The sequence below is a fragment of the Spirosoma liriopis genome (assembly GCF_023196085.1).
GTDB lineage: Bacteria > Bacteroidota > Bacteroidia > Cytophagales > Spirosomataceae > Spirosoma > Spirosoma oryzicola.
Map to the genome: position 1 here is coordinate 1201167 of NZ_JALPRF010000001.1, position 15438 is coordinate 1216604.

The window sequence follows — 15438 nt, forward strand, 5'->3', positions numbered from 1 at the left end:
TTTGTTTAATAAAACCTACTACTATCGTTCCGCTCCAATTAAGCAAAATTGGCCACTTCCCCTTTTTGCCTTATTTTTATCGGCTTGTAACCCAATCATCAGAATACATACCTATGAAAACACAATTTCTCACAACGGCTTTACTGTTACCCTTCCTAGCGGTGGCACAACCAAAGCCCAAAAAAGCGGCTTCCTCAGCTGTCGATGCCGATAAGAAAACGGTCATTGCTGATCTGGATAAGCGATTCCCCGAATACGCCGGAATTTCCAAGCAGATCTGGGATTTTGCCGAGTTAGGGTATCAGGAAGAGAAAAGCGCTCAGTTGCTCGAAGAACAGTTGAAAAAAGAAGGGTTTGAGGTGCAGACAGGCGTAGCGGGTATCCCAACGGCTTTTGTGGCGACGTACGGTTCAGGCAAACCTGTCATCGGTATTTTGGGCGAGTACGATGCGCTGCCCGGTCTGGCGACGGAAGCGAAACCTGATTTTACACCCATCCAGGGCCAGAAAGGCGGACATGGTTGCGGTCATAATTTGTTTGGAACGGCTTCCGTTGCGGCTGCTACCGAAATAAAGGATTGGCTAAAACGCTCGGGTCACTCGGGAACAATCAAAATTTACGGCTGCCCTGCCGAAGAAGGGGGTTCGGGTAAGGTTTACATGGTGCGTGAAGGCTTGTTCAAGGACGCTGATGTTGTGTTGCACTGGCATCCTGGCGCGCAGAATGCAGCCGACGCGAGTACGTCACTGGCGAATAAAAATGCCAAATTTCGCTTTAAGGGAATTGCGGCTCACGCAGCGGCCTCACCCGAACGGGGACGCTCGGCCCTAGATGGCGTCGAAGCCATGGACTACATGGTCAACATGATGCGTGAGCATATCCCATCCGACACGCGTATTCACTACGTCATCACGCGCGGTGGCGAAGCGCCCAACGTAGTTCCAGCTTTTGCCGAAGTTTATTATTACGCTCGTCACAAAGACCGCGACATCCTGCAAAGCGTTTGGAAGCGCATTGAAAATGCTGCCGAAGGAGCCGCAAAAGGCACAGGTACGCAGGTTGAATGGGAAGTGCTGGGTGGCGTTTACAACCTATTGCCCAACGTTACACTGGCCGAAGTAATGCACCAGAACCTGCAAACCGTTGGTGGCGTCAACTACACGCCCGAAGAAACAGCGTTCGCGAACAAGATCAGTCAAACGTTCAACGGCCCAAAAGTTCCCATCGAAAGCGCAGCCAACGTCAACGATTTTCGTACCGCATCCGAGACAACAACCAGTAGCGCATCAACCGATGTTGGCGATGTAAGCTGGGTAGTTCCTACCGTTGGTCTGTCAACCGCAACCTGGGTACCAGGTTCGTCGGCACACAGCTGGCAATCGACAGCCGCCAGTGGCATGAGTATCGGTCAGAAAGGTATGCTCGTAGCGGCAAAAACTATCGCGCTAACAGCTCTCGACTTATACAAAACGCCTGCTCTCATCGAGAAAGCCCGTGCCGAATGGGTTCAGAAACGCGGGGCCGATTTTAAGTACGAAGCGTTACTTGGCAACAGAAAACCAGCGCTGGATTATCGGAAATAAAAGAGAAAGTACGAAAGAGTGAATGAGCGACTGTCCAGTTCCTGTAAAGTATATACCTTTGCGGCATTCTATTAAAAGAAAGGAACCGAATAGCTGATTCAGAACCTAGTTTCTGCCTGTTCATTCGCTCTTTCCTCTATCACTCTTTTGCTCATTAGAAATGCTTCGAACGCATACCTGCGGAGAACTCCGCCTTACTGACGTTAACAAGACGGTCGAACTGACTGGCTGGGTCCAGACCATTCGTGATAAGGGTGGTGTATTGTGGATTGACCTTCGCGACCGGTACGGTATTACGCAACTTCTGCTCGAAGACGGCCAGACAGCACCCGAACTCTTTGCAACTGCCCGCTCGCTGGGCCGCGAATTTGTCCTGAAAGCAACAGGAACGGTGATCGAACGGAAGTCGAAAAACCCGAATATACCAACGGGTGATATTGAAATTAAGGTGACGGCGCTGGACATTCTGAATGCAGCTAAGCTACCTCCTTTCCTCATCGAAGATGATACCGACGGTGGCGACGATCTGCGGATGAAGTACCGCTACCTTGATCTGCGTCGCAATCCGGTTCGCCGAAATCTTGAACTGCGTCATCGGATGGCCCAGCAGACGCGGCTTTACATGGACGGTCAAGACTTCATCGAAGTTGAAACACCGGTATTGATTAAGTCAACGCCCGAAGGAGCCCGCGATTTCGTTGTGCCGAGTCGCATGAATCCGGGTGAGTTCTACGCGCTTCCGCAATCACCGCAGACGTTCAAGCAATTGTTGATGGTATCGGGTTTTGATCGGTACTACCAGATTGTGAAGTGTTTTCGCGATGAAGATTTACGCGCCGACCGTCAGCCTGAGTTTACGCAGATCGACTGTGAAATGTCGTTCGTAGAGCAGGAAGATATTCTGAACATGTTTGAAGGGCTGATTCGTCATCTGTTCAAAGCCGTTAAAGGTGTTGATCTGGCCGAAGTGCCCCGGATGACCTATGCCGATGCGATGCGCCTGTACGGTTCCGATAAGCCGGATACCCGTTTCGACATGCAGTTTACCGAACTGAAAGCGGTCCAGCGTCCCGGCACGTTTGACACCATCGACCTGACATCGGGCAAAGGATTCGGCGTATTCGACTCGGCAGAGTTGGTAGTAGGCATTAACGCACCGGGTTGTGCACACTACACCCGCAAACAACTCGACGAACTGACCGACTGGATCAAACGTCCCCAGGTTGGCGCAAAAGGATTGATCTACGTCCGCTACAACGAGGATAATACGCTGAAATCGTCGGTTGATAAGTTTTATAGCGAAGACGATCTAAAAAAATGGTCGGTTCAGTTCAATGCCAAACCGGGTGATCTGATGCTGATTATTTCGGGTGATGCCAACAAGGCTCGTAAACAGCTGAACGAACTCCGTCTGGAAATGGGCAGTCGGCTCGGCCTGCGCGATCCAAACGTGTTTAGCAGCCTGTGGGTGCTGGACTTCCCCCTGCTCGAATACGGCGAAGAAGAGCAGCGCTGGTTTGCGATGCACCATCCCTTCACGTCGCCCAAGCCAGAAGATATTTCACTTCTGAACAGCGACCCAGGTGCGGTACGGGCCAACGCCTATGACCTCGTTATCAACGGAACCGAAGTTGGTGGTGGTTCCATCCGGATTTTCAACCGGGATTTGCAGGCTCGTATGTTTAGTCTGCTTGGTTTCTCGGATGAAGAAGCGAAAGCGCAGTTTGGCTTCCTGATGGATGCTTTCGAGTACGGTGCTCCTCCGCACGGCGGGATAGCATTTGGGTTTGACCGCCTGTGCTCGATCTTTGGTGGAGCTGATTCAATCCGCGATTTTATCGCTTTCCCGAAAAATAATTCGGGTCGCGACGTGATGATTGATTCGCCATCGACCATTAGCCAGGCTCAGCTTAATGAGCTAAAGATTGAAACGGTAGCAACGAAGTAATTCGCCCAGGGCGAAGCCAATACAAAGCGAAGGTGTGGTGCTGTGGTACTGTCATGTTTAAGAACTTGACGGCACCACAGCACCACACCTTCGCTTTTTGTATATTGGTATATATTTCTACTGATCCAACAGCACACTAGCAGCCGCTATCCGAATTGATTTTATTGTAGCTACCCATAAATAGTACGACAAGTAAATTTTTAGGCAATTTTTGTATACTTAAATAAATGTCAAGCGGCTATATTCTATACTTGCCGTTTTTATTAGCATCCACCTAATACAACCTAATTATATGAACACTTCTAGCCGGGCAATGGTATTGCTCCTTGTCTTACTGTACCCTACCCTTCTGACTGCTCAACTTAGTGTTTCAAGTCCGGCTCCACGAATAGTTTATCAACGAAATAATGCAGAAGAAGCGACGATTATCGTTACGGGCTTGGCCTCATCAGCGGCTACGCACGTAGAAGCACGTTTTGTGCCAATGGCAATTGGTCAGGGACAGGTTACACGCTGGACAGCATTACCACTTCTGCCTTCGTCATCTACGTTTCGGGGATCCGTTGTTGTCAAGACGGGGCAGTACCGGTTGGATGTACGAGCATTTATGGGCAACACGCTATTGGCCGAAACCCACGTAAACCGGGTCGGCGTAGGCGAAGTGTTTGTGCTGGCAGGTCAGTCAAATGTGTATGGCGGGTTCCGGCGCGTGCCTGGTTCCGAAGAAGACCGCGTTTCGTGTGTCGACTTCCGACAGGAAACGATTGACGAATATCTACTTCCATTCCAGTTTAGCAATGTTAGCTACGGCAGTAATATTGGCCCAAGCCAGCCTCCTCACTTGTGGAGCGTTCTGGGCGACAGGCTTGTTCGCTGGCTCAACGTACCCGTCATGTTTCTAGGGGCAGCATTAGGCGGTACGTCGAGCGAAGAATGGAAGCAGTCGGCTGCCGGGAACATCGGCAATACGCTTAACTCAGCCGTTTATCGACGGTTAGGTGTCGCCCTGCTGCATTATGTGTCCCGGACCGGAGCACGAGCCATTTTGTGGCATCAGGGCGAAAGTGATGATACAACCAACACGCAAACTTATTTCGACAACATTCACTACGTTATTACTAAAACGCGCCAGCAGACAGGCTTTAATCAGCTGGCCTGGATGGTATCGCGGGCGAGTTACATAAACGGCAAAACAAACCCTGATGTCATTGCGGCTCAGAATCGACTTATCAACGAAGTACACGATGTTTTTGCCGGACCCGCCACGGATACGCTTACGGGTTCTGCTAATCGTCCCGATAATGTACACTTGCTTGGCGACGGTATGTACCGCTTCATTGATACGTGGATGCAGTGTCTTAACACCAGTTTCTTTCAAAACAGTGTACCCTTTACGCCGACGGATGAATCGTCGCTGATTACCAGTGGATACACATTACCCTTAACCCGCCGTCCCGGTGAGACGATCCAGGCGTCTTCTCTTCGGTCGGATGCGCACGAGTTGAATAACCAGTACATTGCACAAATCGTACGAGCCGACAACAATCAGGTTGTGTCTGAATCGGCACCCGGTACTACCAACCCACTGACGGTAACCTTACCTGCTGACTTGACTGATGGGTCATACCGAATCCGTACGAGGTCCACTCATCCAGTCACGGTTGGTACAGTCGGCGAAGCGTTTCAGGTAAGTCGATCAGCAGCCCCAACAACATCTCAAGCTACCATTCCGCTAGCTACCAGTGGCGGAACACCTGATCCCGCCATACAACGCCTGGCTTATCGGTATGAGATCTTCAGTCATGGTTTTTTTGCGATGATTCGCGCCGAAATTCCCGTTGAGGTCCGGCTTGAACGAATCGATGGCGGTAGTTTTAGTGATTCAGGCTGGTATTTGGTTCCACCCAGTAATCAGGCACCCGACTACACCGAATTTGCCGATTTCAATTACATCCGCAATTATCCCCCGGCCGCTGCCGGAGTGGGCGGGGTCGAGCCCGGAAGGTATCGTCTGTCAGTACGTCGCCAGGGCAGTTCAGGGGCTGGATTTTGGTACGATGTCAATTTCATTAATGGCAAGCAGATTCTCTACTACGCTATGGAACCCATTCCGCCGGTACCACCTGTTCTGGCAATGGAAGATATACCGATGACGCAACCTTGTTTATCCGGCTCATTTCCCGTATATGTTACGGTTACCGATGGATCTGTAAATAGTGGTAATACCTTTACCGTTCAGCTGTCCGATTCTATGGGTTCCTTCTACACAGTAACCAATATTGGCACAGGTAATACCAATCCTATCCAGGCTACATTGCCCGCTGGTTTGCCTGCTGGCAATACGTACCGAATCCGAGTGATAGCCAGCAACCCGACGGTAGCCAGCGCTCCTAGTCTACCGCTGCAAATCTGCCCCGATATGGCCGACTTATCGTTGGCCATGCAGGTAGATAACCGAACACCAGCCGTCGGGCAAATCGTCTCGCTAACAGTGTCGCTCACGAATGCCGGGCCAAACGATGCTACCGGTGTGCAGGCGAAAAGCCTTCTTCCCGATTTCGTTACCTTCGTCGATTCGCAGAACCCAGCTGTAAGTTCAGTAGACAATACCGTAACGGTCGCAGCGGGTACTATTCTTACCGGTTCAACCATACCGTATACGTTTCGTATAAAAGCCAACCAACCCGGCACGTTTGTAACGGCAGCTCAGATTAGTAGTAGCTCGGTAACAGACCCGGATAGCCAGCCTGATTCGGGTACCGGTGACGGACAGGACGATGCAGCTTATGTAGATCTACGCACCGCCAATGCCAATGGTCCTCTGATTACATCGCCTAATCCCAACCAAACACCCTTACCAACTGTCCTGTCCAACCAGCCCTCAACCGATCCAAACAAAGCCGATTTGAGCCTCGACTTACAAGTCAGTCGGTTGGTGGTAACCACTAATGAATCAATTAATCTTACCGTAACCCTTAATAACCAGGGAGGACTAGCGGCCAGTGACGTTGCGATTCAGGTACTACTGCCCAATGGATGGCAACTGACCGATTCAAACGGGTTCCTCGTCAACGGTCAGACGGTTACCGCCGTGGTAGGTTCAGTGGCTATCAATTCGTATGCGACGGTTTCCTTACCTGTACGGATTAGTGGCTCAGGGACGGTGTCGGCTCAGGTTTCGAGTGTTTCCCAGCCGGACCCTGATTCGACACCAGGCAACGGCTACAGCAACGGGGAGGACGACGAAGCCAGCATTAGTGTGCGAGAATATTAAAGACCGCTTTTTCAGACAGGAGCGCGTTCACTAAATAGATTCGCTTTTTTTAAAATCAGCGCAATTTTAGCGAACTGAAATCTGTTGAAATAGAGCAATCGAATTTGGTTTGCTTAGCTTTGACACCATGGAAGCAACAACGTTAGTACCTGCCGAAAAACAACGCTATCAGAAGCACCTGAATCTGCCAGAAATTGGCGCGGCTGGTCAGCTTCGACTCAAGAATACCCGTGTACTGGTAGTTGGTGCAGGCGGCTTAGGTTGCCCGGTACTGCTTTACTTAACGGCGGCTGGTGTTGGTACCATCGGTGTGATTGATCCTGATGTAGTAGACCTAAGCAACCTTCAACGGCAGGTGCTGTACACAACCGATGAAGTCGGCAAACCGAAAGCAAAAATCGCGGTCAACCACCTGAATCGGCTCAACCCTGACATCACGTTCGATACGTACACGATGGCGCTTGACGGTAGCAATGCTCGCGGCATCATCGAGTCATACGACATCATTGTTGACTGTACGGATAATTTCAAAGTTCGGTATCTGGTCAACGATGTCTGCGTCACGCTCGGCAAACCATTTGTGTACGGGGCCATCCACCGGTTTGAAGGCCAGGTAGCCGTACTCAATGCCGACTTGGGCAATGGTCAACGGGGTCCAACGTACCGATGCCTGTTTCCCGAATACCCGAACGATATCGAGATTCCGAATTGCAATGACACGGGTGTTTTGGGCGTTTTGCCCGGTGTCATTGGCACTTACCAAGCGAACGAAGTCATTAAGCTGATCACGGGTATCGGCCAAAGCCTGACCGAGCACCTGCTAATGGTCGATCTGTTGACGATGAATCAGCAACGCATCAAAACAAAACGGCGGGCCGATGCGGATGAGCTGGCCCGGCAGGGTTTATCAAATACCAACCGACCGGCTCCTGCTGCATCGGGACCGCTAAAAATGTCGGTTCAGGAACTGGCAGACCGGCTGGCGCTTGGCGAAGACATTTTTCTGCTGGACGTTCGGGAGCGACCTGAATATGACCTTTGCCACCTGGAAGGATCGGTGCTGATTCCGGTTGGTATGATTCCCAATAACCGCAAGCGTATTCCGACGGACAAACCGGTAGTTGTTTATTGCCATCATGGTATCCGTTCGGCCAATGTCATTAATTATCTGTACGCGCAGGGCGGATTGACCAATTTATACAATCTGGACGGCGGAATTAATGCCTGGGCGCGCGATATTGAACCCGAGATGGCTATTTATTGATTTTCTTTTCTGTACATGAATTACCGGAAGCGCCGTAGCACTAAGCTATGGCGCTTTTGCTTACCTAATGGTCAACTAAATGACGTGGAACCAACCCCTGGGTACGGCTGTTTTGGGGGTGCCGTAGGTAAGCGTCAGCACTTGCCGCCCCAAACGGCAATCACCGATCAACTATGTTTGTCAACGTATTAAAGTCTAAGCTTCACCGAGTCAAAGTCACGCAGGCGGAGTTGAATTATGTTGGCAGTATCACCATTGATGAAGACCTGATGGATGCTGCCGGATTGTTTGAGAATGAGCAGGTACACATTGTTAACAACAACAACGGGGAACGGCTCATTACTTATGTCATCAAAGGCGAACGCGGTTCGGGCATCATCTGTCTGAACGGAGCCGCAGCCCGCCGGGCACAAGTCGGCGATATTATTATTATCATTGCTTATGCGATGATGACCCCCGAAGAAGCTAAGGCTTATAAACCAACCGTTGTATTTCCGGACGATAATAACCGGCTGGTAAAAGCTTAATCCTTTTGTCAGCGAGCACTCCATTCTCACGAAACTCCGTTACTTTGTGACGGAGTTTTTTATGTAACGTGGCCCAGCGTCGGATCTTTAACCGTCAGGAAGCCGCTTTATCCACCGATTATGAACGTTAAGAACGTCCTTAAATACGTTATCTCATTAGCCATCGCCGGCGGTTTACTTTGGTTTACGTTTCAGCAAAGCCACCTCGACGGGGCCGATTTATGGCGTAAAATAAGTTCGGCCGATTACCGATGGATTGCGGTTTCGGCGGTTCTCACGATTGTTGCGCACTGGAGCCGCGCCGAACGCTGGCGGACCCTTCTCGAACCTGTTGTTCCGCAACGCCCTACCTCGCTCGACGCTACAGTTAGTGTCCTTACGGGTTATTTGGCTAACCTGGCTCTCCCGCGCGCCGGTGAAGTAGCCCGCTGTGGTACGCTTTATCGCCTTTCGGGTGTACCCGTCAACGTTAGCTTCGGAACGGTAGTTGCCGAACGGCTATTCGACGTGCTGATGTTGTTTCTACTACTAGCGGCTACCTTCGTACTCGAATTTGATCGCCTGAGCCAGTTCTTCATGGAATTCTTTGGGGGAAAACTTCCGAAAGAATCCAGCGGTTCGAGTTTGCTGGTGCTTGCCGGAGCCGTTTTGCTAGGGATCGCTTTGCTAGCCTGGTTTCTCTTCAACCGCTACCGCGAAGCTTTAGGACGTCATCCGCTCTACCAGAAAGTTAGTGGATTCCTGGCGGGCTTATTAGAAGGCTTGCTGAGCGTTCGTAAACTTCGTCGGCCCGGCGCGTTTTTGTTCCACACGCTGCTCATCTGGACGATGTACTACCTGATGTCCTACACGCTCTTTTTTGCGATGCCCGCCACCGCCGGTCTTGGCCCGCTGGCCGGATTGACCATTCTGGTCGTCGGGTCGCTGGGGATGGCTGCTCCAACGCCTGGCGGCATCGGCTCCTTTCACTTGCTGGTCGGACAGGTGGCGCTTCTGTATGGGCTGACCAGTCAGGACGGACAAGTGCTGGCTACCTTTATTCATGGCGTATCGACGTTGATGATTATTGTTCTCGGCATATCCAGCCTATTAGTTGTGCTGTTCCGCCGGAACAAAACGACGGAGCTTGCCGACGTACTTGATGATCCGAAAGCGATCAAACTGTAGACGCCTATTTGTACATACTTTTTTGCATGACTGAATCAAAAATTCTCACCCGTGAGCATGCTATCCAACAGGCCGACAAATGGCGAGCCGAAGGACAGCAAATCGTTTTTACCAATGGCTGCTTCGATATTGTTCACCTGGGTCATATCGATTACCTCGAAAAAGCCCGGCATCTGGGCAACCGCCTGATTCTGGGTCTAAATACCGACGCTTCTGTTAGCTGCATCAAGGGGCCACTCCGACCGGTCGTTAATGAATACGCCCGCGCTCGTTTGATGGCTGCCCTGGAATTTGTGGATGCCGTTACACTTTTTGGCGAGCCAACCCCGCTGGAATTGATCGAGGCCGTTAAACCTGATATTTTAGTGAAGGGCAATGACTATACCGTAGCCACCATTGTTGGGGCTGATTTTGTCATAAGCCGAGGGGGGCGTGTCGAAACGGTAGCGCTTGTACCCGGTTATTCGACCACAAAGCTTATCGAACGCATTAAGCAAAGTTTCTAGCAGCGAGCCACTAAGCGTTTATCCTTAAAATTACTTAGAGTCGAAAAAATACTCAATTTCTATCATTCAGTATAAAGTATTGATTATTAACAAATAGCCAGCATTATGCTGGCTATTTGCATTTGGTTAAAAAAGTTTAATCTACTTAATCGTCAGAAGTAAACGAATATACTTTTATTTTAGTAGACTGGTGCTTCGCCCACCACTATTATCATCCATTGAGTTGCCATTAGTCGCTTGTATTAACCTGTAACCAACAGTAAACGAATGTCTTTCCTGGTATTTCGACGTTACGCATGGGCATCAAGCCTTCTTTTACTTTGCTTATTTCCGGTCGCGGGCAAGTCTTCAGTAGACCATACGGCTGACCAGATTCTTGGTTACTGGCTTTTTCCAGCTAAAGGATCGAGTATTGAACTCTACCGGAGCGGAGACCGCTATTACGGGCGCATTGCCGACGTAAGTTCTGTTGGGAAAGACAAATTTGGCTTAAGCAAGAACCAGTTGCTGATTAGTGATCTGGTTTTTGATGGCAATGGTTGGTCTGGTGGCGAGTTGATTCACCCAAAAACAGGAAGCCATTTTGATGTGGAAGTAAAAATGATTGATTCACAAACACTCACAGCAACCGTCTTTAAAGGATGCCGATGGCTTAACAAAGAATTTATTTTAACCCGAAAGCCCACTAGTTAATCCGATTCATTGACCAGCTAGTTGCTGCTCAAAATACGTCCGATGGCCCGCTGATTGACAGTGGGCCATCGTGTTTACAGGGGCCGAACGGCCCACAGCCTTGATAAATGGTCGGGTTTGGGGAGACATTTTGCCTAAACTATTGTTTTATAGTAGATGGCCTGGTAAGTTACCAGTTCGTATATGTACAAACCTGACCACAAAAACGATGATTTCACCTTGGTTATTAATGATCCTTATCTTCGGTATCAGCATGTTTGTAAGCTGGCGACTGAAGAGTAAGTTTAGTGAATATTCTCAAATTGGCTTAAGCAACGGCCTCAGCGGTGCTGAGATTGCGCAACAGATGCTCAATGAAAATGGCATTTACGATGTGCGCGTTGTTTCGACGGAAGGTATGCTTACCGATAATTATAATCCGCAGGAAAAAACGGTCAATCTGAGTAATGACGTGTACTATGGCCGTAGCGTAGCCGCAGCCGCCGTAGCCGCTCACGAATGTGGACACGCGGTGCAGCATAAGGCAGCGTACGCCCCGTTGAAGTTACGGTCGGCCCTAGTTCCTGCGTTATCGGTTTCGTCGCAGTATATGCAATGGGTTATCCTGATTGGTATTCTGCTGCTGCAAACGACACCTGTTCCCCTGGCTATTGGCGTGGGCTTATTTGCCCTCACAACCCTGTTCAGCTTTGTAACATTGCCGGTTGAGTTTGATGCCAGCCGCCGGGCATTAGCCTGGATTCAGGATCGGGGCGTTGTTAATCAGCGGGAATACGGCTTCGCAAAAGACGCCCTCTGGTGGGCCGCAATGACCTACGTAGTAGCGGCACTGGGTTCGCTAGCAACGTTGCTGTATTATGCCAGTATCCTGATGGGTGGCCGACGCAGCGACTAATCGAGAACAAGACGAAGCGAGCCAATACGCTTCGTAGTTAATAAAAGAAACGGGCCGTCAGAAGCTATAAAATCTTCTGACGGCCCGTTTCTCTTTGGCACTGGTTTTTATTAAGTAAGTGATACAGTACTTACGTTGGCCAATGCTTCGTATCCTGACTCTATTCGTTCTTTGGTAGGTGCGGAGCGGTCGATCAGCGTTCCGGCAACGGCTACCGCTAATGCGATGACAAGCGCAGGCCAGAAACCATCAATGGTAAAGCTGTCCATAAAGCTATCAATCAGCTTCAATAGAATTGCCGTTACAACAATGCGGATAATCCCGGTCAGCAAAAAGAAGGTTATTAAATTAAGCGGAAAACGAATGATCCAGCCAATGAAAAAATTGAGTAGCCCTAGTAATACCGCGATTAACAACGCCGTCCCGAAACTCTTTACCTGAACTTGTGGCATGATATAAGCCAATCCAAAAATTACAGCTGCGTCCAGTAGCAAGTGTAGTATAAGATTCATACAGAAACGTTTAGATGGTTTCCTGAACAACTCGTTCCAAGCGGGGTTGTTTCAATGGATACTACTTTAGCACGACTATGCACCGTCTCTGGCTATTACCTTTATTTTCCTTGTTAGCTTGTGGTACGGGCTCTTCGCAGCAAAAAACAGCGGCTCAGGCCGCTGACTCAACCGGCTATTACCAATACCAGCAGGCCACCCGCGATGGCATCGGCAAGCGCTATCTGGGACGTGAAATAGCGCAGGTGATGGGTCACCTCGGTGCATCCTGGCTCGAACGTCCGGAGCGGGAACGCGAAGAACGAACTGATCTGCTGCTTAAAGCACTTAATTTACGGCCAACGGATGTGGTAGCCGATATCGGCGCAGGTACGGGATTTTTCACCTTCCTGATGGCTCCCAAACTACCCAAGGGCAAAGTATTAGCGGTCGATATTCAACCCGAAATGATCGACTACCTTCAGGAAGGAACGGCAAAGCGGAAACTGACGAACGTAGAGCCTATGCTCGGTACGGAGTCTGACCCCAAACTACCCGCCAACTCTGTCGATCTTGTCATTATGATTGACGCTTACCACGAGTTTTCTTACCCCCGAGAAATGCTCGAAAAGATTGTTTCTTCGCTCAAACCGGATGGTCGTGTTGTTTTGGTCGAATACCGTGCGGAAGACCCTAGCGTTCCCATAAAAGAACTTCACAAGCTAAGTGTCGCTCAGGCCAGCAACGAGATGAAAGCAGTTGGACTACGATTGATTAAGAACGACCGTCGTTTGCCACAGCAGCACATCATGTTTTTCGGCAAGTAACAACTAATCATTGTGTTCTACTACCCCTCAGTCTGAGCGGGTCTTCTCGTTTATTCCCTTCATCCATAGCGAATCGCTTGATACTCAAAATCATATTAATGATTTTTTAAGGATAAATACCCTTAAATCTAAGACTGCTTTAATTCAGGGCAATCGTTTCTGTCCGTCATTTGCAGTTGTTATGCTAGTACTACACCGAGCGAACGAAGCGGTCCAATTCAAACAATTTAGTTAGTACTAGTCGATTATGTTGATCCAATGCACAGCGCATATTTTACTGATTTCAACCAGATTGGTATGAAACTTTTGTTTATTGACAATACGGCTACGGAAGTCGACTGGATACGTAGGCGTTTAGAAGTTGAGAATAATCAGGTTATTGTCAGCACTGATTCACAAACAGGCTGGACGATGGCTCACCAAGCGCATTATGATGTAGTTCTTTTAACGGTTCACATTCCGGAAGGTGGTCAAGCAGAAACATCTTACCAGTGGATAGCCCAAGCCCACGATGCACCGTTACTCCTGATTATTTCGCCCGATACACCGGCAAACAAGGCCTGGGGGTTAGAGGCTGGGGCCGATGATTGCGTTGGTCATTCCATTGACATTCGTGAGCTAATGGCTCGGGTTACCGCGCTTTATCGACGCAAAGCCGGACAATTTCCAATGAGATCCGTTTTAAAAGCGGGTGATCTGGAAATCAAGCTGCTCGAAAAATCGGTATACCGTGCCGGAAAGCGTATCGATCTGCTCCCCCGCGAATACTATCTGCTGGTTTTTCTGATGCAAAATCAAGGGCGGGTTCTGTCAAAAAAGGAAATTCTCGAAAGCGTCTGGAATGCCAGCGATGCAATTCGGCTCAATACGGTGGAAGTGTACATCAATTATTTACGGAACAAAATTGACCGCCAATCACCGGTTAAGCTGATTCACACCGTTGTTGGCATGGGATACGTTATTCGAAATCCCGAAAAATCGTCGGAGGAGTAATTGCCGAATAAGTACTTGGCCCAGGCGTTCGACAACGCCACAAAAGGCCGTACCTTTGCGGTATGAATACGACCCTGCATCAGCGTCTCGACACGATTCCTTCGCCCAGCTTCGTCCTGGAAGAAGCAAAACTTCGCCGTAATCTCGAACTCATCGACTCCGTTCAGAAAGCAGCCGGTGTTACTATCATTCTGGCTCTGAAAGGGTTTTCGATGTACAGTGCTTTCCCGCTGGTACGGGAATACCTAAGCGGAGCAACAGCCAGTTCTCTGAACGAGATCAAACTCGTCAACGATTACATGGGTGTGCAGGCGCATGCCTACATTCCCGCTTACCGCGACGATGAATTCGATGAAGTTGTTCAGCGCAGCAGCCACCTGACGTTCAACTCGTGGAGTCAGTGGGAGCGCTTTAAGGATCGGGCCGTTGGGCGTGTTTCGTGTGGCATTCGGGTAAACCCCCAATATTCGGAGGTAGCAACGGAAATGTACAATCCATGCGTACCAGGTTCGCGTCTCGGTGTAACCCGCGACCAACTCCCGGATCAATTATCCGAAGGGCTGGAAGGAATTCATTTCCATACGCTGTGCGAAAACGATTCGTTTACGCTTGAACGCACATTAAACGCCCTGGAAAGTCGGTTTGGCGATTTACTGCATCAGGTTAAATGGGTCAACTTCGGCGGAGGACACCTGATGACCCGCGAAGGCTACGACACCAACCACCTTGTTCAGCTGCTTACGGCTTTCCGTCAGAAGTACAACGTACATGTTATCCTGGAACCTGGCTCGGCCATTGCCTGGCAAACGGGTGTGCTGGTTTCAACAGTACTCGATGTATTGGACAGTCAGGGTATTCAGGTCGCAATCCTCGATACATCCTTTGCGGCTCACATGCCCGATACACTCGAAATGCCTTATAAGCCTCGAATTCTTGATTCGTACCATGAGCCCGTGGCCGGGAAACCGACGTACCGGTTGGGTGGAATGACCTGTCTGGCGGGTGACTTTATGGGTGATTACTCCTTTGACAAACCGTTGGCAATTGGCGACAAAATCGTGTTTGATGATATGATCCATTACACGATGGTCAAGACCACCACCTTTAACGGCGTCAACCTGCCGAATATCGGCATCTGGAAAGAAAGCGATGAATTTCAGCTGGTCCGGACCTACGGATACGACAGCTTTAAAGACCGGCTCAGCTAGTCAGTAGCGTGAAATCTACAGCCGATTTCACGCTACTACCTATTTTATGCGGCTCCTTCTGA

General features: G+C 49.7%; 13 protein-coding genes. 12 read left to right on the top strand and 1 reads right to left on the bottom strand.

Translation table 11 applies throughout. The annotated features are described in order from the left end of the window. Positions 1 to 113 precede the first annotated feature (113 nt). The 9 genes from M0L20_RS05025 (at position 114) to M0L20_RS05065 (ending at position 11857) form a co-directional block, all read left to right on the top strand. A complete protein-coding gene (locus M0L20_RS05025) occupies positions 114 to 1583 on the top strand; it encodes an amidohydrolase (protein ID WP_248475962.1) in 1470 nt (489 codons plus the stop codon). A 160-nt stretch (positions 1584 to 1743) separates the two neighbouring features. Further along, positions 1744 to 3531 (top strand): aspartate--tRNA ligase, encoded by a 1788-nt coding sequence (gene aspS / locus M0L20_RS05030; protein ID WP_248475963.1) that lies wholly within the window; start codon positions 1744 to 1746, stop codon positions 3529 to 3531. Between the two features lie 292 nt (positions 3532 to 3823). Then, the gene (locus tag M0L20_RS05035) at positions 3824 to 6805 is read left to right on the top strand and encodes a sialate O-acetylesterase (RefSeq protein ID WP_248475964.1); all 2982 of its coding nucleotides are present in this window, start codon (positions 3824 to 3826) and stop codon (positions 6803 to 6805) included. A 127-nt stretch (positions 6806 to 6932) separates the two neighbouring features. After that, positions 6933 to 8069 (top strand): molybdopterin-synthase adenylyltransferase MoeB, encoded by a 1137-nt coding sequence (gene moeB / locus M0L20_RS05040; RefSeq protein WP_232559769.1) that lies wholly within the window; start codon positions 6933 to 6935, stop codon positions 8067 to 8069. 173 nt (positions 8070 to 8242) lie between these two features. Further along, on the top strand, positions 8243 to 8596 hold the full coding sequence (gene panD / locus M0L20_RS05045) for an aspartate 1-decarboxylase (RefSeq protein WP_232559770.1): 354 nt from the start codon (positions 8243 to 8245) through the stop codon (positions 8594 to 8596). A gap of 120 nt (positions 8597 to 8716) precedes the next feature. Then, positions 8717 to 9763 (top strand): lysylphosphatidylglycerol synthase transmembrane domain-containing protein, encoded by a 1047-nt coding sequence (locus M0L20_RS05050; protein ID WP_248475965.1) that lies wholly within the window; start codon positions 8717 to 8719, stop codon positions 9761 to 9763. Positions 9764 to 9789: 26 nt separating this feature from the next. Then, complete coding sequence (rfaE2, locus tag M0L20_RS05055) at positions 9790 to 10269, top strand: D-glycero-beta-D-manno-heptose 1-phosphate adenylyltransferase (RefSeq protein ID WP_248475966.1); 480 nt, start codon at positions 9790 to 9792, stop codon at positions 10267 to 10269. Between the two features lie 267 nt (positions 10270 to 10536). Further along, positions 10537 to 10962 (top strand): DUF2147 domain-containing protein, encoded by a 426-nt coding sequence (locus M0L20_RS05060; RefSeq protein ID WP_232559773.1) that lies wholly within the window; start codon positions 10537 to 10539, stop codon positions 10960 to 10962. A 229-nt stretch (positions 10963 to 11191) separates the two neighbouring features. Beyond that, the gene (locus M0L20_RS05065; protein WP_435531820.1) at positions 11192 to 11857 is read left to right on the top strand and encodes a zinc metallopeptidase; all 666 of its coding nucleotides are present in this window, start codon (positions 11192 to 11194) and stop codon (positions 11855 to 11857) included. 110 nt (positions 11858 to 11967) lie between these two features. Here the strand turns inward: M0L20_RS05065 and M0L20_RS05070 are convergent, their stop codons facing one another. Then, positions 11968 to 12369: a phage holin family protein gene (locus M0L20_RS05070; protein ID WP_232559775.1), complete on the bottom strand. Its 402-nt coding sequence runs from the start codon at positions 12367 to 12369 to the stop codon at positions 11968 to 11970. Between the two features lie 77 nt (positions 12370 to 12446). Here M0L20_RS05070 and M0L20_RS05075 point away from each other — a divergent pair, with 77 nt between their 5' ends. The 3 genes from M0L20_RS05075 to nspC all read left to right on the top strand — a co-directional run bounded on the left by M0L20_RS05075 (position 12447) and on the right by nspC (position 15376). Further along, positions 12447 to 13175, top strand: a complete 729-nt coding sequence (locus M0L20_RS05075; RefSeq protein WP_248475968.1) for a class I SAM-dependent methyltransferase — start codon at positions 12447 to 12449, stop codon at positions 13173 to 13175. A 297-nt stretch (positions 13176 to 13472) separates the two neighbouring features. Next, a complete protein-coding gene (locus M0L20_RS05080; RefSeq protein WP_232559777.1) occupies positions 13473 to 14168 on the top strand; it encodes a response regulator transcription factor in 696 nt (231 codons plus the stop codon). Positions 14169 to 14230: 62 nt separating this feature from the next. Next, on the top strand, positions 14231 to 15376 hold the full coding sequence (gene nspC / locus M0L20_RS05085) for a carboxynorspermidine decarboxylase (protein WP_248475969.1): 1146 nt from the start codon (positions 14231 to 14233) through the stop codon (positions 15374 to 15376). The last annotated feature ends 62 nt before the right edge of the window (positions 15377 to 15438 follow it).